The following is an 18,464-nucleotide window of genomic DNA, read 5'->3' as shown; positions in this document are numbered from 1 at the left end:
TTCCGCAGGATGGGTCGAGCGAAACGAAACCCATCGGCACCGCGTGACGGATTTCGTTTCGCTCAACCCATCCTGCGATCTTTCTCTCGCCGATACGCCGCATAATTCGGCTGATCGATCGCGAGCTTGGCAAGCGTGGTCTGCCACAGATGCTCGGCCAAGCCCGGCGTCTGCAAGTCCGCCTCGCCGTTGCCGATCCGATCCGCAAGCTCGCGGTTGAGTTCGCCCAAGGATCCCTGCAGGCCCAGCAATTGCGTCAATCGCGTTAACTCCGTCGCATCGCTGCACCTCTCCAGCGTCAGTTGCCGCGTCACGAGGTCAAGCGCGTTGATCGCTACCCGCAGCTTGAACGCGCTATGCCCGCCGATAAGCGGCGTGAGTTCGTTCCGCAGAAAATCCGCAGCTGCCTTGATCAGTTCGGTGGGGGTTGGCTCGTCCTGCATCTTACTTGCCTCCTGGCGCCAGCAGCCGCAACAGATCAATCTCGGTTTCGGAGGAGCGGCGGCCGATCATCGCGCGCTCGATGGAGTGTTCGGGGCCTGAGCGAAACCGCTGCATCATGCCGCAGCACATCACGCCCCAGCGCAGCGTGCCCATCACTTCCCAGAACGTTACGCGCGATGCATCGACGCGGTGGCCCGCCGCTTCGTAACCGGCAAACAGCTCCTCGCGTGAGCCAAATCCGCCGACCGGTTTGTCGATTTCGCCAAACCGCCAGGAGTTGACGCAGATCCAGCCGAGATCCTCCATCGGATCGCCGGTGTGCGCGAGTTCCCAATCCAGCACCGCACGCAGGCCATCAGGACCGATGATGAGGTTGCCGTGGCGGAAATCGCCGTGCACCAGCGTCACGTCTTCGGACGGGCCGGGATCATGTTTGCGCAGCCAGCGCAGCGCCAGTTCGAACACCGGGCGCGGCCCGGCGAAACTGCGATAGTCGCGCTCAATCTCGGAAATTTCCGTTGCGGCAGTCATGCGGCGAAGTTCAGGCAATTGTGGCAGCGGCAATCCGTGGATGGCTGCAAGAATCCCGCCGAGCCGGCGCGCCAGTTTTGGCCGCGCGGCCGCGAATGTGTCGTCGCGGAGAATTTTTCGCGGGATGGTTTCGCCGGCGACACGCTCCATGATGAAGCCGGTTCCCAGTCGGTCGTTGGGTTGAAGCACATAGAGCATCTTCGGCGACGGCACGCCGGCGGCGTGCGCAAGCTGCATCAAGGCGGCCTCGGCGTTCAACCCCGCTGCCCGGGCGGGCGCCGCGCCATAGCCCTGCGGCGCCCGGCGCAGGATGGCGCCGATGTCGCCACCGGGATGCAGGATATCGAACGACCAGGTCTCCTGGCTGGCGCCGCCGGAGAGCCGCGTTGCCCCGGCAACGCCGGTCGCGCCGGGGCACCACGCCGCGACGCAACGCGCTAGCTGCGCCTCCATCATTTGCCCTTGAATTTGGCCGGGCGCTTTTCGAGAAATGCGGTAACCCCCTCCTTGAAATCCTCCGCCGAACCTGCAACCCGCTGCAACTGCTGTTCGAGGTCGAGCTGTTCTTCGAAGGAATTGTCCGGGCTTTCCCAATACAGCCGCCGGATCAGTGACAGCGCGACGGTCGGGCCATTCGCCAGTTCGTGCGCGAGCTTCATGGTCTCGTCCATCAGCACGGCGTCGTCGCAGACGCGATTGACGAGGCCCCATTCCAGCGCCTTTTCGGCGGGAAGTCTTTCACCCATCAGCGACAATTCGACCGAACGCGCCTTGCCGATCAGCCGCGGCAGCAGCCAGGTCGACCCGCAGTCCGGCACCAGGCCGATGCGGCGGAACGCCTGAAGAAAATAGGCCGATCGTGCGCAAAGAATCATGTCACCCATCAGCGCGATGCTCATGCCGGCGCCGGCCGCGGGTCCATTGACCGACGTCACGATCGGGCAATGCAGGTTTCGCAAACGGCGCAGAAAGGGATGATATGCCGTTTCCAGCGCGGCGCCGGCGTTGCTTCGGCCTCCCGGTTTCGGATTGCCGCGCCCCTGCAGGTTGGCGCCGGTGCAGAACGCGCGACCCGCACCGGTGATGACAAGGCATCGCACTTCGCCTTTGCGATCATCGAGGGCGTCCAGCGCTTCGCCGAGGCCGCCGAGCATGTCCATCGACACCGCGTTCATCACCTCCGGATGGTCGAGCTTGAGGATGGCGGCCGGCCCGTCGAAATCGAGCGTGACGTGTTTGAATTGCATTGGTTTCCTCGGGTTTGATCCCGCGGTTGTTCCGCGGCAGTAAATGAGATGTCGAGCCATATTTGATTTTTAAGATGCACTTGTCCATGGTTGGAATTCTCTCGACCGGGATGGAAGCGCCTCATGGAAACGCATACCAGCATTTTCGATCTGAGCGGCCGCGTCGCCGTCATCACCGGCGGCAATGGCGGCATCGGCCTCGGCATCGCGCAGGCTCTGGCCGCAGCCGGTTGCAGCGTCTCGATCTGGGGCCGAAATGCCGAGAAGAACAGGTCCGCCGCGGCGACGATGGCGGGCGCTCCGGGCGAGGTCGATGCCCGGGTCTGCGACGTCACCGATGTCGGTTCGGTGAAATCAGCAATGGCCGCAACGCTGGAAAGGTTCGGCAGGGTCGACGGCTGTTTTGCCAATGCCGGCATCGGCGGCGGCGGACGGCATGCCTTCATCGACCGCACCGAGGAACAGTGGCGCACGATGTTCGCCACCAATCTCGACGGCGTATTTCATGTATTCCAGGTCGCCGCCCGCCACATGACCGAACGCGCCGCGGCCGGCGACCCGTTTGGCCGGCTGGTCGCGACCTCCAGCCTCGCCTCGCTGTTCGGCACCGCGCGCAACGAACATTACGCCGCGACCAAGGCCGCGATCAACGCACTATGCCGCGCGCTGGCCGTGGAATTGGCACGCCAGGGCATTACTTCAAACGCGATCCTGCCGGGCTGGATCAAGAGCGACATGACCGCGGGCATCTTGGCCAACGAAAAGTTCGTCGGCAACGTCATGCCGCGAATTCCGGTGCGGCGCTTCGGCGAACCGTCGGATTTTGGCGGCATCGCCGTCTATCTGATGAGCAAGGCTTCGTCGTATCACACCGCGGATTGCTTCGTGATCGACGGGGGATATACGGCGTTTTGAATTCCGGCTCGCTTCGGCCGCTGCGCCGTCGTCATTGCAAATCCCTCATATCCCTTTGCCGCGACGTCGTTGCAGATCTGCCGGTAGGCGCCGACGCCACCGATATAAGGCATGAATATCTGCGGCTTGCCCGGGATGTTGGCGCCCATGTACCACGAATTGGCCTGCGGATAGAGCGTAGTGGCGGCGACTTCGTTGACATGCGCGACCCACTTGTCCTCGGCGTCCTTCGTGGCCTCGATGACGTCAAGCTCGCACTCGCGGAGATAGCCGATGCAGTCGGCGATCCAGTCGACGTGCTGCTCGATCGACACGATCATGTTGCTCAGCACCGACGGACTGCCGGGGCCGGTGACGATGAACAAATTGGGAAAGCCCGCGCTCATCAATCCGAGATATGTCCGCGGGCCTTCCGCCCATTTTTGATTGAGCGTCCGTCCGTTTCGGCCGCGGAGTTCGATCTTTGCCACCGACCCGGTCATGGCGTCGAAGCCGGTGGCGAGCACCAGCGTGTCAAGCTCATAGTCTTTGCCGCCTGTGCGCACGCCGTCCGGAAGGATTTCCTCGATCGGATCGGATTTGATATCGACCAGCGTCACATTCGGACGATTGAAGGCGGCGAAATAGTCGCTGTCTATGCAGATGCGTTTGGTGCCGATCGGGTGGCTGTCCGGCTGCAGCAGTCTGGCCGTCGCGGGATCCTCGACAATCTCCGCGATCTTTTCGCGGACGAAATCGGCGGCGGTATCGTTGGCGGCCTTGTCGAGCGCCAGGTTGTTATAGACCGACATGAAGGTGAGGCCGCCGCGGCTCCAGCGCTGCTCATATCTGGCGCGGCGCTCATTGTCGCCGTCGTCGAGCGCGCCGCGGTCCGGCATGTCGGTGTAGATGCCGTTGCGCGCTTCCTCCCGGGCAAAGCGCCGGATTTCCGGATAGTCCGCGCGCCAGGCTTGCCGCTCCTGCGCCGTCAGCGCGGCATTGCGGGCCGGAATGCTGAAATTTGCGGTGCGCTGAAAAACCGTGAGATGGCTTGCCTGCTCAGCGATTACGGGCACCGACTGGATTCCCGACGAGCCGGTACCGATGATGCCGACGCGCTGACCGGTGAAATCCACCGGCTCATGCGGCCAGTGGCCGGTGTGATAGACTTGGCCCTTGAAGTCGGCGAGGCCCTTGATATCGGGCATGCGTGCATTCGACAGGCAGCCGGTGGCGAGCACGACGAATTGCGCCGCCACTGTCCTGCCATCGGAGGTCGTTACCGACCACCGGCTGGCGTTTTCGTCGAACAGCGCGGAGTCGACGCGGGTGCCGAACCGGATGTCGCGCCGCAGATCGAAGCGGTCGGCGACATGGTTCGCGTAGTTGAGGATCTCGGGCTGCGGCGCATAGCGCTCGCTCCAGTCCCATTCCTGCTGCAGCTCGTCCGAGAACGAATATGAGTACTGCATGCTCTCGACGTCGCAGCGCGCGCCGGGATAGCGGTTCCAGTACCAGGTGCCGCCGACGCCGTCACCCTGCTCGTAGACCCGCGCGGACAGGCCCAATCCGCGCAGGCGATGGAGCATGTACATTCCGGCAAACCCTGCCCCGACGATGACGACATCGAACGTGTCGGCGTCGGGGCTGTTGGCTTTACTGGAATCGGGCTGCAAGGCAGGCATCCGTTCGCGCTCCCTGATTTTGATTTGTGGCGGATACCATTCTACCCGATGCGCCAAAGTGCAAGAGACAAATCCGTTTTCCCGGCCTGCATACCAGTCAAGCGGGCCGACAGGTGAAATCAGGGCATCGCCATTGGTTCGTCATGCCCGGCCTCGCGCCGGGCATCCGCGCCTTAAAGGCGCTGAAGCAACAAAGGCGTGGATGGCCGGGACGAAGCCCGGCCATGATGAAAGTGAACCATTTTTCAATCCGACGGCGAGAGCAGGAAAATACTGACTGCTTTTTCGGCCAGGCTCTCAGGATGACGGCGGAGCTTGCTGCGCTTGGCACAGGCGGCCATGATGCGCTAGCGTGCCAATAGCCGGTCCAGCAAAACGGACCGTTGCAAAGGGCCGCAGGGAGTAAACCAGAAGATGAAATCGCCGCTTTGCGACATGCTGGGAATCGAATTTCCGCTGTTCGCCTTCAGCCATTGCCGCGACGTGGTCGCGGCCGTCAGCCGCGCCGGCGGTTTCGGCGTGCTCGGCGCCACAGCCCACACGCCGGAAACCGTCGAGCAGGAGCTGAAATGGATCGACAGCCACGTCGACGGCAAGCCCTATGGCCTCGACGTGCTGATCCCCGAGAACATTTCCACCGCGGGCGAAAAGGATGTCACCTGGAAAAGCCTCGAAGCGCGGGTGACGCCGGAGCATCGAACCTTCACCCGCAACCTCCTGAAAAAATACGGCATCGAACTGACCACGACGAACGTTGCCGACAACCAGCCGCAGCCGTTCGATGCGCAATGCGCGATGGAAGTGCTCGATGTCGCGTTTCGGCATCCGATCCGGCTGATTGCCAATGCGCTGGGCGTGCCGCCGAAGGCGATGATCGAGATGGGCAAGAAACATGGCGTGCCCGTGGCGGCGCTGGTCGGCGCCAAGGAACACGCGATTCGCCAGGTCGCCGCCGGGGTCGACATCCTGGTGGCGCAGGGCACCGAGGCCGGAGGCCACTGCGGCGAGGTGTCGACCATGGTACTGGTGCCGGAGGTGATCAAGGCGGTCAAACCTGTCCGCGACGTGCCGGTGCTGGCCGCAGGCGGCATCATGACCGGGCGGCAGATGGCGGCGTGCATGGCGATGGGCGCGGCGGGAGTCTGGACCGGATCGGTATGGCTGGCCACCGTTGAATCGGAGACGTCCGAAATCTTTCGGGAAAAGATGATCGCGGCTTCCTCGCGCGATGCCATCCGGTCGAAAGGGCGCACCGGCAAACCGGCGCGGCAATTGCGCTCGGTCTGGACCGACGCCTGGGATCGCGGTCCCGACAGCCCCGGCGCGCTGCCAATGCCGCTGCAGAGCATCATCAGCCGCAACGCGTTCAACTCGATCGACCGCTCAGCGGCCGCCGGCAACGCGCAGGCGCGCAACCTCGTCAGCTATTTCGTCGGCCAGGGCGTCGGATTAATCGACAGCGTGAAATCGGCCACCGCCGTGGTGCAGGAATTCAAGGAGGGTTTTGCCGAAGCGATCGAGCATATGAACGCACTGGTGGCGGAATGAAAAGCGCCGCGTCGGTCATTGCGAGGAACGCAGCGGCGGAACAATCCGGTCTTCCCTTGCAGCACGGGATTGCTTCGCCTCGCTCGCAAACGACGTCAAACTGCTGACCGGGGAAAACATGAACAGTGCAATATCGCCGGACCGCATCCCCGTCATCGTCGGCGTCGGCGAAATCGCCGATCACCCGCTCGAATTGACCGCGGGCCTTGAGCCGCTGGTGCTGCTTGAAGCGGCTGTGAAACGTGCAGGCGATGACGCAGGCGCACCGTTGCTCGGTGAGATCGACTCGCTCGACGTCGTGAACTTCCTGAGCTGGCGCTATCGCGATCCCGAACGGCAACTCGCAGCAAGACTCGGCATCAAGCCATCGCATTGCTATTACGGTCCGGTCGGCGGCGAGAGCCCGATCCGTTATCTGCACGAAGCCGCGCAACGCATCGCGCTCGGCGAAACCAAAGTTGCCATGGTCTGCGGCGCGGAAGCGCAGTCGACCGCGACCAAGGCGGAGCGGGCCAAAGTCACGTTGCCGTGGACGCCGTTCGCCCATGACGTGCCCGAACCGAAGCGGGGCGCGGCGTTTCAGAAGCCGATGGCGGTGGCGCTCGGCGTGTTCAGGCCGATCACGGTCTACCCGCTTTACGAGGCGGCAACGACCGCGCACTGGGGTCAGACGCCGCGCGAGGCGTTGGCCGAATCCGGCGAGCTATGGTCGCGTTTTTCGGCGGTCGCCGCCGACAATCCGCAATCGTGGATGAAGCGCGCGGTTTCGGCCGACACCATCCTGACGGCCTCACCCGACAACCGGCTGATCGCCTGGCCCTACACCAAGCTCATGGTCGCAAATCCGGCCGTCAACATGGGTGGCGCCGTACTGATGACGTCGCTGGCCCGCGCGCGTGCCGCTGGCATTGCCGAAGACCGGTTGGTATACGTCCATGGCGGCGCTTGCGCAGAAGAGCCGCGGGATTATCTGATCCGCGACCAGTTCTACGAAAGCCACGCGCAAAATGCGGTGCTCGGCGCGGTGCTCGGCATGGTCGGCGGCGATGGCCGGGCGTTCGACGCCGTCGAACTCTACAGTTGCTTTCCGGTCGTGCCAAAGATGGCGCGGCGGACGCTCGGTCTCGGCGCCGATGTGCAGCCGACGGTCACCGGCGGCCTGACCTTCCATGGCGCGCCGCTCAACACCTACATGACGCATGCGGCCTGCGCGATGGTGCGCAAGTTGCGCGGCGGCGCGAAACTCGGCCTGCTGTATGGACAAGGCGGCTTCGTCACAAAACATCACGCGCTGGTGCTGTCGCGGCAGGCGCCGCAGCAGATACTGGCGCAGGATACCAGCGTGCAGGCCGAGGCGGATCGCCGCCGCGGCGAAGTGCCTGAGTTTGTGACCGAAGCCGACGGCAAAGGCACCGTCGAAAGCTTTACCGTGATCTACGGCCGACACGGCGACGTCGAGCACGGCGTAGTGATGCTGCGCACCGCGGACAACGCGCGCGCCCTGGCACGGGTGCCCGCGCGCGACGCCGCGACGCTGGCGCATTTGACGAATATGGACCGCACGCCGGTAGGATCGTCAGGCGATATCATCAGCGCGGATGACGAGATACTGGAGTGGCGGATCGGCTAACGGTCCTGGACGCAGTGCGGCATTCTTCATGCTGCTTCCGCAGAGCCCGAGACCGTATCAAACACCACCGTCATTGCCGGGCTTGACCCTACTGGATGCACACATCTCGCCGTCATGCCCGGTACAAGGCCGGGCAGCGGTTCTACGTCATGGCCGGGCTCGTCCCGGCCATCCACGTCTTTGCCCCACATCAGAAAGAAAGACGTGGATGCCCGGCACAAGGCCGGGCATGACGGCGAGATGTGTGCATCCAGTAGGGCTTGACCCGGCAATCCATCCCCTTCGAAAGCTTCTTGCGAAGATGATGGATGCGCGGGTCAAGTCCGCGCATGACGAAGGGAAGGCGTTCGTTATGGCCCCGGCTCTGCAGCGCACCGCTTAGCGAGAGCTACTTCTCCGATACTTTCTTCGGCTCGCTGCCCTTGCCGGCGACCCGCACCTGGTCGCCATCGGCGATGCCGTCAGGCGGGGCGACGATGACGCGGTCGTCGGGGGAGACGCCCGAGGCAAGCTCGATGTCGCGGCCAAGATCGCGGGCGATGGTCACCGTCTTGAACAGCACCTTCTCGTCCGGGCCGACGGTCGCGACGCGCAGACCGTTCTGGTTGAAGATCAGCGCGCTGGCCGGAATATGCAGCGGCACCGCATCGCGCTGCAGGCTCATTTTGACGTTGGCATAGCCCCCCGGCATCAATTCGCCTTTTGAATTATCCAGGCCAAGCTGCATCCGCGTGGTACCGGAGGCGACATCGACCGATTGCGACGAAGCCTCGACGGTCGCGGCAAACATCCGTCCCGGATATTCCGGCATCGAGATGACGGCCTTGGCGCCGATCCTGATCGCGGGCACATAGCTTTGCGGGACATTGACATAGACCCGCAGCTTGCTGATATCGGAGATCACGAACATCGCAGGACCCGTGCCGCCGCCGGCATTGATCAGGGCGCCGACGTCGGTATCGCGCGCCGTGACGACGCCATCGAACGGCACCGTGATCTTCTTGTAGCCCGCCAGCGCTTCCAGCCGCTCCACATTGGCCTGGCCGGAATTGACCGCGGCCCTCTTGTTGGAAAGATCGGCGGTGCGCTCGTCGATTTCCTGCATCGAGACGAAATTGGAAGCGATCAGCGAGCGGCGGCGGGTCAGCGTTGCTTCCGATAGTTTGGCGCTGGCCTGCTGACTGGTGAGATCGGCCCTCGCCTGCAGCAATTGCTGGTCGAGGTCGGGCGCTTCGATTTCGGCGATCACCTGCCCCGCCTTCACCTGCGTGCCGATGTCGGCGCTCCAGGCCTTCAGGTAGCCGCTGACGCGCGCGTAGATCGGCGCTCGCTGATAGGCCTCGAGCCGGCCCGGCAGGTCGAGCGTCGCATTAAGCACTTTTGCATCCGGTAAAATCACCGCAACGGTCGGAACAGCCTGGGCGCCGGTCCACTCGCGCAGTTTTGTGCTGGAATCCTCGCGCGCACGGATTCCCGTAATCACCACCAGCACGGCGGCGACGCCGGCGATCACGCCGAAAATGCCCAACTTCCGGCGAGAAACCGCCGGGCCGTGTTCAGGGGGCATGCGACATCTCCGGTGAGGCGGCGGCTTTGGCGCCCTGCTTCTTATGTACCATACTAAACACCACGGGGACGAACATCAGTGTCGCAATCGTGGCAAAAATCAATCCGCCGATCACGGCCCGGCCAAGCGGCGCGTTCTGCTCGCCGCCCTCCCCGAGACCCAACGCCATCGGCGTCATGCCGATGATCATCGCCAGCGCCGTCATCAGCACCGGCCGGAACCTGACGAAGCCGGCTTCCAGAGCGGCTGCGACCGGGTCGCCCAGTTCTTCATAGCGCTCGCGGGCAAAGCTGATGACCAACACGCTGTTTGCAGTGGCGACGCCCATGCACATGATTGCGCCGGTCAGCGCGGGCACCGACAACGTGGTCTGGGTTGTGAACAGCATCCAGACGATGCCGGCGAGCGCCGCCGGCAGCGCCGAGATGATCACAAACGGATCGGACCACGACTGGAAGTTCACTACGATCAGCAGATAGATCAGGACGACGGCGGCAAGCAGCCCGAACAGCAGGCCGGAAAACGCGCTGTTCATGGTCTGCACCTGACCGAGCAGAACGACCGTGGAGCCCTTTGGTACGTCTTTCGCGGTGTCTTCGATGGCCTTCCTGACGTCCACGGCGACCGCGCCGAGGTCGCGGCCTTGTGGCGTCGCGTAAATCTGCACCATGGACTGGATGTCGTACTGCGACACGACCGCGCTGGATGTCGATCGCCTGATGTCGGCTATGCCGCCCAGAATCGGCGACTGCGGAACGCCGGCGGCGGTGACCGGCAAGGTTTGCAGCGCGCCGAGCGAATCAACCTGATATTGCGGCGTCTGCATCACGATCGAATAAGACACGCCGTTGTCGGGGTTTAAGTAATAGGTAGGCGCGACCTGCGAACTGCCGGCCAGGTTGACAACCAGGCTGTTGGTGACGTCGCGTTCCGTCAGTCCGACATATTGCGCGCGGGTGCGATCGACATCGATGTTGAACGTCGGATTGTTGGGCGATTGCTGGATACGCGCGTCAGCAATGCCGGGAATCCGGCGGATCCGGTTCAGTAACTTGTTGGCGTAGGTGAAATTCGCGGCAAGGTCCGCACCGCGGATCTGCAGGTCGATCGGCGCCGGCGCGCCGAAATTCAGGATCTGGCTGACGATGTCGGCAGGCAGGAACGCGAACTGCATGCCCGGAAACAGCCGCGGCAGTTGTTCGCGCAGCGCCCGGACATGTTCGTCCGTCGGCCGGTGGCCTTCTTTCAGCTTGATCTGGATGTCGCCGTCCTGCGGGCCGATCACGCCGGTATTGTTGTAGGTCATGTTGATGCCGCTGATCGGCATGCCGATATTGTCAGCCAGCGTCTCGATCTCGTTCGGAGGAATGATGTTGCGGATCGCCTTCTGGATGTCGGCGAACTGGTTGGCGGTTTCCTCGACCCGGGTGCCGACCTGGGTACGCACATGCATCAGGATGCCGCCGGCGTCGACCGATGGAAAGAAGTTGCGGCCGAGATAAGGCACCAGCAGGAACGACACGCCGACGAGACTCAGGAATCCGATCACGAAGACCGGCCGCCGGGTCAGCGCGAGGCCGAGGAGATCGCGATAGCCGGCGCGGAAGCGCTCAAAGCGCGCCTCAAAACCGCGCTGGAAGCGGACCAGCGGATTGCGCGACGGCGGCGGTCCCTCGCCTTCGGCATGATGGACGTGCGGCTGCAGCAGGTATTTGGCCATGGTCGGCACCAGCGTGCGCGACAGGATGAACGACCAGATCATCGCGAACATCACCGCTTCCGCCATCGGCACGAACAAAAAGCGCGCGACGCCCTGCAGGAAGAACATCGGCACGAACACGATGCAGATGCAGAGCAGCGAAACGAAGGCCGGCGTCACGATCTGCCGCGCTCCGTCCATGATCGCGGGCTCGACCGCCTTGCCCTGTTCCAGATGGTAATTGATGTTCTCGATCGTCACCGTGGCATCGTCGACCAGGATGCCGACCGCGAGCGCCAGGCCGCCCAGCGTCATGATGTTGAGCGTCTCGCCGATCGCCGAAAGCATCACGATGGCGCCGAGCACGGAAAGCGGGATCGAGACTGCGATGATCACGGTCGAACGCCAGCTTCCGAGAAACAGCAGGATCATCACGCTGGTGAGCAGCGCCGCGATGACGCCTTCGTTGGCGACGCCCTCGATCGCGCCGCGCACGAACAGCGACTGGTCGGCAATAAATCCGATCTTCAGCGCATCCGGCAGCGAGTCCTTGACGTCGATCACCTTCTGCTTGATGCCGGCGATGATATCCAGCGTCGAGGTCGACCCCGCCTTCAGCACCATCATCAGCACCGAACGGTTGCCGTCGACGTGGACGATATTGGTCTGCGGCGGGTTGCCGTCGCGCACGCTGGCGACGTCGCGCACATATACCATGGCGCCATTGACGGTCTTGATCGGCAGGTTGCCTAGCTCCTCCATCTTGAGCGGCGAGTTGTTCAGTTGAATGACGTATTCAAAGCCGCCGATCTTCTGCGTCCCCACCGGCGTGATCAGGTTCTGGGCGGCAAGCGCGTTGGCGACGTCCTGGCCCGACAGCCCGCGCGCCTGAAGTGCTACCGAATTGAGATCGATCTGTACCTGGCGCTGCTTGCCGCCGAACGGATACGGAATCGCGGCGCCTGGCACCGTGACCAGCGGCGTGCGCAACTGGTTGATGCCGATGTCGGCGAGGTTCTGCTCGGTGAGGCCTTCGCCGGACAGCGCTACCTGGATGATCGGCACCGTGGAGGCGCTGTAGTTGAGGATCAGCGGCGGCGTCGCGCCCGGCGGCATCTGCTTGAGCAGCGTCTGCGAAATCGCGGTGACCTGGGCGTTGGCGGTCTGGATATTGACATTGGGCTGGAAGAAAATCTTGATGATGCCGATGCCGTTGTACGAATTGGCGACGATATGCTCGATGTCGTTCACCGTCGTCGTCAGCGCGCGCTGGAACGGCGCGGTGATGCGCCCGGACATCTGGTCCGGCGGCAGGCCGGTATAGTTCCAGACCACGCCGATCACCGGAATCCGGATGTCGGGAAAGATGTCGGTCGGCGTTCGCAGCGCGGCCAGCGGCCCTATGATCAGGAGCAGCAGCGCCAGCACGACAAAGGTATACGGCCGGCTCAGGGCGATGCGGACCAGCGCGATCATGAAACGGGCATTCCTAAGGGCTCGGGCGAACGGCTATCCGGACTCGCGGGCGTCTGCCACTTCGCCCGCGCTGATGTACCCGAACTCGGTGGAAAATACCAATATCTGGCATTTATGAGTCCATGCAATCGGACGGTATCTTTAACGCCAGGAGCCTTTCAGGGGAACTCTCACGACAGTTTGATGCAGTTGCGTGTCCCGGGCGCGATGCAGCGCGTAGCTTTTGCGAAGCGCCGCTTCGCAGAACCGGGACCACGGTTTCTTCTTAAGTAACCAGGGCCCCGGCTCTGCAGCGCACCACGCCGTGAAGAACGGCGCGCTGCGCTGCGTCCGGGGCACGTCCCTAAACTTCCAGCTTGTCGCCGCCTTTCAGGTCCAGAATCTCGCGCGCTTCGTCGGAGGTGGCGACCTCAAGGCCGAGGCCCTCGATGATCTTGCGCGCCAGCGTCACCTGCTCGGCGTTGGAGGCGGCCATCCGTCCCGGCGCCGCCCACAGCGAATCCTCCAGGCCGACGCGAATGTTGCCGCCCATCGCTGCCGCCATCGCCGCGATCGGCAGCTGGTTTCGCCCGGCGCCGAGCACCGACCAGACGAACTTGTCGCCGAACAGTCGGTCCGCGGTGCGCTTCATGTGCAGCACGTCTTCGGGATGCGCGCCGGTGCCGCCCTGCAGGCCGAACACCGTCTGCACGAACAGCGGCGGCTTCACCATGCCCTGCTCGAGAAAGTAGTTCAGGTTATAGAGATGCGCGGTGTCGTAGCATTCGAACTCGAAGCGGGTGCCGGTCTCCGACAGCGTCTTCAACACGTATTCGATGTCCTGAAAGGTGTTGCGGAACACGATGTCCTTGTTTTGCAGATGCTTGAGTTCCCAATCGTGCTCGAATTTCTTGAAGCGGTTGAGCATGCCGAAGAACGCGAAATTCATCGAGCCCATGTTGAGCGAGGCGACTTCGGGCTTGTAGACCGCGGCCGGACGCACCCGCTCGTCCACCGTCATGGTCGGCGCCCCGCCGGTGGTGAGATTGACCACGCAGTTGGAGCGCTGCTTGATGATTTTCAGAAACGGCGCGAACGCCTCGGGACTTTGGTCGGGCTGACCTGTTTTCGGATTGCGGGCATGCAGATGCACGATGGCCGCACCTGCCTCGGCGGCGTCGACCGCGGCATCGGCGATTTCCTGCGGCGTTACCGGCAGCGCTTTCGACATTGACGGCGTGTGAATCGCGCCGGTCACGGCACAGGTGATGATGACTTTGCGGGCCATGGTCGCTCCCTTTCTCGTTTCCATCTCAGGACTTGTCGGGTTGGGCAGCCTTATGCGCGGCCAGCGCCGCGAGGCGCTCGTTGCGTCGCTGCGTCAACGCGGCGATCCGTTCGGGCGAAGGCTGCTCGGGCCAGGCGGCGATCACCCGGTCCACGTTCGGGCTTTGATAAACCTCGGGCCCGGCGGACGCCGACGCCAGCTCTTTATAGAAACCCGTATACCGCGCGCAATAATCCGGGATGCCGCCGGGGGCGTTGAGCTCGATCGTCTCGAACGGGCCGAGGAACGACCAGCGCAGGCCCAGGCCGTCCTTTACGGTATGGTCGAGGTCTTCCGCCGAAATATACCCCTCGCCAACCAGCCGGAAGGCTTCGGCCAGCAGCGCGCCCTGCAGCCGATTGAGGACAAATCCGTTGATCTCGCGGTTGACCGTGACCGGCACCTGTCCGATCTCGCGATAGATTTTCCGCGCGCGCGCGACACTTTCCGGCGCCGTCCATGGCGCCCCGCACAATTCGACCAGCGGCACCAGATGCGGCGGATTGACGGGATGACCGACCAGGCATCGGGCCCGGCCCGGCAGCATTTCGGTGAAGCGGGATGCTATGATCGCGGAGGTCGATGAGACCAGCAGCGCATCCGGCGGCGCCAGCCGGTCGAGCTCGGCAAATATCCTGATCTTCTGATCGACGTTTTCGGGCCCGTTTTCCTGGACGAATTCGACGCCCCTAACGGCATCCGCGACACTGGCGGCAATCGAAACCCGCGCCGCCGCGCCATCCGGATCGGCAGCGAGACCATGCCGCGCCAGCGCGTGCAGTTCGTCGCGGATCAGGCTGGGTGCCGCGGCGAGCGTCGGCTCATGTGTTTCGGTGAGCCGCACGTTCCAGCCGGCGCGGGCGAAGATCGCGGCCCAGGCGCGGCCGATCAGGCCGACCCCGACGATGGCGACATGCCGTTCCATTTCTTCATTCCCTTTGTTCACAGCCAGAGCACCTTGCGGCGCAAATCGAGATCGTCGCGCAGGGCCTTGGAAGGCCCTTGATGAATTACCTTACCCCGCTCCAGCGCGACCGTGGCGTCGGACAATGCCAACGCCAGGTCGAGATTGTGGTCGACGATGATAATGGCGATTTCCTTGCGCAGGCGATCGAAAGTCTCAAACAGCTGCTCGACCACGGTCGGCGCAAGGCCTTCGAACGGTTCGTCCAGCAATAGTACCCGCACGTCGCCGGAGAGCGCGCGCGCCACCGCGACCATCTGCTGTTCGCCGCCCGAGAGATAATCCGCCGGACTGTCGAGCCGCTCGCGAATCCGCGGGAAGTACTCGTAGATGCGCTCCCGCGTCCAGTGCACCCCATGGCCGGTCTGCCGCTTCAGGCCGCCGAGTTCGAGATTCTGCTCGACGCTCATGCCCGCGAACAGCCCGCGGCCCTGCGGCACATAGCCGATGCCAAGCCGCGCATTCTGTGCCGACGAGAGCCCGATCAACTCATTGCCCGCAAGCTTGATCGAACCGTTCGATGCCGGCGCGATGCCGATCAGAGTTTTCAGCAGCGTCGACTTGCCGGCGCCATTGCGTCCCAGCAGCGCGATGATCTCGTTGTCATGCAGCGTGAAATTCACGTCGTTGAGGATGTGGCTCTTGCCGTAGAAAGTATCGACATTGGCCACCGTCAGCAGGGCATTGACCCGGGCGGCGGTCTCGCGCGGACGCGCGGCGACTGCGCTCGCGCCCGAACCGATATAGACCTCCTGCACCTTGGGGCTGGCGCGGGCGTCCTCGACGGAACCGTCGAGCAGCACCCGGCCTTCATTCATGACCGTGACATGATCGGCCAACTGAAATACCCGGTCGATGTCGTGCTCTACCAGCAGTACCGGCAGATCGGCCGAGATGCGCTTGATGACGGCGCCGATACGCTCGCGCTCGGCGGCGGCAAGGCCGGCGAGCGGCTCGTCGAGCAGCAATATGCGCGGCGCGGTTGCCAGCGCCACACCCATGTCGAGCAGCCGCTGGCCGCCATAGGACAGCGTCCCAGCCTCGGCCTTTTCGATGCCGGCAAGCCCGAGATAGCGGATGGTGGCGTCGGTTTCCGCATTGACGACGTCGATCGACAGCGCGTTGACGACCGGATCGAAGCGGCGCGGATGCCGCGCCTGCGCCGCAAGGCGGATGTTTTCGCCGACGCTGAGCGCGGGAAACAGGTTGGTGATCTGGAACGAGCGGCCGATGCCGGCGGTTGCGATCTCTTCCGGCGTTTCGCCTGCAATCGGCTGGCCCATCAGCGAAACCGCGCCTTCGTCCGGCGGATACATGCCGGACAACAGATTGAAGGCGGTGGTCTTGCCGGCGCCGTTGGGACCGATCAGCGCGTGCAGCGTGCGGTCGGCGATGGAGATGTCGATGCCTTGCACCGCCTTGATGCCGCCAAAGCTCTTGACGATATGGCGGGCGGAAAGCACCGGGCCGTCGACGTGCGATTTCGGCCTAAGGAATTCGGGCAGCGGCAAGACCTCGATCCTGCGCGCCGACATCGCGGCGTCCTCGACCACCTTCTTGCGGAACGGCGCAAGCAGGCGCTCGGCCACGCCGACGAGGCCGGTCGGCGAAAACACAATAAAACCGACGAAGATCAGGCCGAACCAGAACAGCCAGTTCTCAGTGTAGATGCTGAGGAACTCGCGAAACAGGATGAAAAACAGCGCACCCAGCGCCGGACCCAAAAAGCTGCGCATGCCGCCGATCACGACCATGGCGAGGAGATCGCCGGAGAACGCCACCGAAATCGGATCGGCCGAGGTCATGCGGTTCTGGAACAGCAGCAGGATGCCGGCAAGGCCGGTGATGGAAGCGGACAGCACGAACGCTAGGAGCTTGTAGCGGTTGGTCGGATAGCCGAGGAAACGCGCACGCTGCTCGTTCTCCCGGACTGCAACGAGCACGCTGCCGACCGGCGAATTGTGAAACTGCCACAACAGGATCAGCACAAGATAAGCGATCAGCGCCACGAACCAGTAATAATAGGTCGAGGATTCCAGATTGAACCCGAGCAGCGTCGGCCGCGTGATGCCGCCGAGACCGTTCTCGCCGCCGGTGACCTCGGTCCAGCGGAACGAGATCGAATAAAGCATTGCCGCCAGTGCCAGTGTCAGCAGCGAGAAATACACGCCACGCCGGCGCAAGATCAAAAAGCCGAACGCGGTGGCGACGATTGCCACGATCAAAACGCCGGCGATGGTCGGGCCAAAAAACGAGTCGGGCGTCAGATTGCGCTGGATCAGCGCGGCGGCATAGGCGGCAAGCCCGAACCAGGCCCCATGGCCGAACGAGACGAGCCCGGTATGTCCAACCAGGATATTGAGCGCCATGCAGGCCAGCGCGAACACCACGACCTCGGTCGCCGAGGTCATGGTGAGGCCGAGCGCCAGCAGTATCGGCGGCAGCACCAGAAGGGCGAGGGCGGCGACGAACAGCGGAATCGGCAGGCGCTTCGTCATCGCGCTTACTCGAATCGCGTGATGCGCTCGCCGAACAGGCCGCGCGGCCGGAACAGCAGCACCAGAAGCATCAGCAGGTAGATCGCGGCCGTGGACGCCGCGGAATAGCCGATGCCGACCATCACGCCTTTGACAAGGCCGACCAGCAACGCGGCGGCGACCACGCCCCAGAACGAGCCGAGGCCGCCGATCACCACCACGACGAAGGCCGGGGTGATGATCTCCTGCCCCATCGCGGGGTGTACCGCATAGATCGGCGCCAACAGCACGCCGGCCAATCCGGCAAGGCCGATCCCGAGGGCTGCGACCGCCGACATGTAAGGCTGCAGCGAAATGCCGAGCGCGCCCACCATGTCCGGATTTTGCACGCCGGCCCGCACCACACGGCCGAACGAGGTCTTTTGCAGCAGCAGCCACAGCCCGGCGATGCAGGCTGCGGCGACGCCGAGCAGCACCATGCGATAGAATGAATAGATGAAACTGCCGAGGGCGACCTGGCCGCGCAACGCCGGCGGAATCGAATAAGACAGCGGCGGCGCGCCAAAGATCATTCGCAACGCCTGCTCGGCCACCATTGCCAATCCGAACGTCATCAATAGCGACAGGATCGGATCGGATCGATAGAACCTGCGGAATAGTAGCCGCTCGATCGCTACGCCGAGCAGCGCCACCGTGACGGGCGCCACGACAAACGCGCCGCCGAAGCCGAGATAGGGCGACACCACCAGCGTCAGGTAAGCGCCGATCGCAAAGAACGCGCCGTGGGCAAGGTTGACGATGCCGCCGAGCGAAAAGATCAGCGACAGCCCAAGCGCGATCAACAGGTAGTAGACCCCGTCAAGCAGCCCGTTGAGGATTTGCTGCGCCAGCAACATGGCGGACATGGTTTGGCCCCGCTGGATCGAGCGAATAACCCACACCGTCATTCCGGGATGCGCCCTCGGGCGCAGGCCCGGAATCCATACTCACGACGGT

At 63.6% G+C, this 18,464-nt stretch carries 13 protein-coding genes; 3 read left to right on the top strand and 10 right to left on the bottom strand.

Annotated features, from left to right (window positions below; all coding sequences use genetic code 11):
- Positions 1–62: 62 nt before the first annotated feature.
- Genes ACFE72_RS05390 through ACFE72_RS05380 form a run of 3 tightly spaced genes read right to left on the bottom strand, consistent with a single transcriptional unit; the run spans position 63 to position 2,222 of the window.
- Positions 63–443, bottom strand: coding sequence for a DUF6285 domain-containing protein (locus ACFE72_RS05390; protein WP_375412027.1), 381 nt, complete (start codon positions 441–443; stop codon positions 63–65).
- Position 444: 1 nt separating this feature from the next.
- Positions 445–1,431, bottom strand: a complete 987-nt coding sequence (locus tag ACFE72_RS05385; RefSeq protein ID WP_375412026.1) for a phosphotransferase family protein — start codon at positions 1,429–1,431, stop codon at positions 445–447.
- Positions 1,428–2,222: an enoyl-CoA hydratase/isomerase gene (locus tag ACFE72_RS05380; RefSeq protein ID WP_375412025.1), complete on the bottom strand. Its 795-nt coding sequence runs from the start codon at positions 2,220–2,222 to the stop codon at positions 1,428–1,430. The genes ACFE72_RS05385 and ACFE72_RS05380 overlap by 4 nt, the downstream gene beginning before the upstream one ends.
- Before the next feature lie 123 nt (positions 2,223–2,345).
- Between ACFE72_RS05380 and ACFE72_RS05375 the strand changes: the two genes are divergently transcribed.
- On the top strand, positions 2,346–3,137 hold the full coding sequence (locus ACFE72_RS05375) for an SDR family NAD(P)-dependent oxidoreductase (RefSeq protein WP_375412024.1): 792 nt from the start codon (positions 2,346–2,348) through the stop codon (positions 3,135–3,137).
- Here ACFE72_RS05375 and ACFE72_RS05370 read toward each other — a convergent pair.
- Positions 3,089–4,801, bottom strand: a complete 1,713-nt coding sequence (locus tag ACFE72_RS05370) for a flavin-containing monooxygenase (protein ID WP_375412023.1) — start codon at positions 4,799–4,801, stop codon at positions 3,089–3,091. The genes ACFE72_RS05375 and ACFE72_RS05370 overlap by 49 nt on opposite strands.
- A 414-nt stretch (positions 4,802–5,215) precedes the next feature.
- Between ACFE72_RS05370 and ACFE72_RS05365 the strand changes: the two genes are divergently transcribed.
- Both ACFE72_RS05365 and ACFE72_RS05360 read left to right on the top strand, forming a co-directional pair.
- A complete protein-coding gene (locus ACFE72_RS05365; protein WP_375412022.1) occupies positions 5,216–6,349 on the top strand; it encodes a nitronate monooxygenase in 1,134 nt (377 codons plus the stop codon).
- A gap of 118 nt (positions 6,350–6,467) precedes the next feature.
- On the top strand, positions 6,468–7,979 hold the full coding sequence (locus ACFE72_RS05360) for an acetyl-CoA acetyltransferase (protein ID WP_375412021.1): 1,512 nt from the start codon (positions 6,468–6,470) through the stop codon (positions 7,977–7,979).
- Between the two features lie 388 nt (positions 7,980–8,367).
- Here the strand turns inward: ACFE72_RS05360 and ACFE72_RS05355 are convergent, their stop codons facing one another.
- The 6 genes from ACFE72_RS05355 to ACFE72_RS05330 all read right to left on the bottom strand — a co-directional run bounded on the left by ACFE72_RS05355 (position 8,368) and on the right by ACFE72_RS05330 (position 18,373).
- Positions 8,368–9,546, bottom strand: coding sequence for an efflux RND transporter periplasmic adaptor subunit (locus ACFE72_RS05355; RefSeq protein WP_375412020.1), 1,179 nt, complete (start codon positions 9,544–9,546; stop codon positions 8,368–8,370).
- The gene (locus ACFE72_RS05350) at positions 9,536–12,721 is read right to left on the bottom strand and encodes an efflux RND transporter permease subunit (RefSeq protein WP_375412019.1); all 3,186 of its coding nucleotides are present in this window, start codon (positions 12,719–12,721) and stop codon (positions 9,536–9,538) included. Before ACFE72_RS05350 ends, ACFE72_RS05355 begins: the two co-directional genes overlap by 11 nt.
- A 343-nt stretch (positions 12,722–13,064) precedes the next feature.
- Positions 13,065–13,988, bottom strand: a complete 924-nt coding sequence (locus tag ACFE72_RS05345) for a 3-keto-5-aminohexanoate cleavage protein (RefSeq protein WP_375412018.1) — start codon at positions 13,986–13,988, stop codon at positions 13,065–13,067.
- 25 nt (positions 13,989–14,013) lie between these two features.
- Complete coding sequence (locus ACFE72_RS05340; protein WP_375412017.1) at positions 14,014–14,952, bottom strand: 3-hydroxyacyl-CoA dehydrogenase; 939 nt, start codon at positions 14,950–14,952, stop codon at positions 14,014–14,016.
- Positions 14,953–14,969: 17 nt separating this feature from the next.
- Positions 14,970–17,489, bottom strand: a complete 2,520-nt coding sequence (locus ACFE72_RS05335) for an ATP-binding cassette domain-containing protein (RefSeq protein ID WP_375412016.1) — start codon at positions 17,487–17,489, stop codon at positions 14,970–14,972.
- A 5-nt stretch (positions 17,490–17,494) separates the two neighbouring features.
- On the bottom strand, positions 17,495–18,373 hold the full coding sequence (locus ACFE72_RS05330; protein WP_375412015.1) for a branched-chain amino acid ABC transporter permease: 879 nt from the start codon (positions 18,371–18,373) through the stop codon (positions 17,495–17,497).
- Positions 18,374–18,464 lie beyond the last annotated feature (91 nt).

The organism is uncultured Bradyrhizobium sp. (assembly GCF_964252615.1).
Classification (GTDB): domain Bacteria; phylum Pseudomonadota; class Alphaproteobacteria; order Rhizobiales; family Xanthobacteraceae; genus Bradyrhizobium.
Note: the sequence above shows the minus strand (reverse complement) of the source record. Positions and strands in the feature narration are given on the sequence as shown.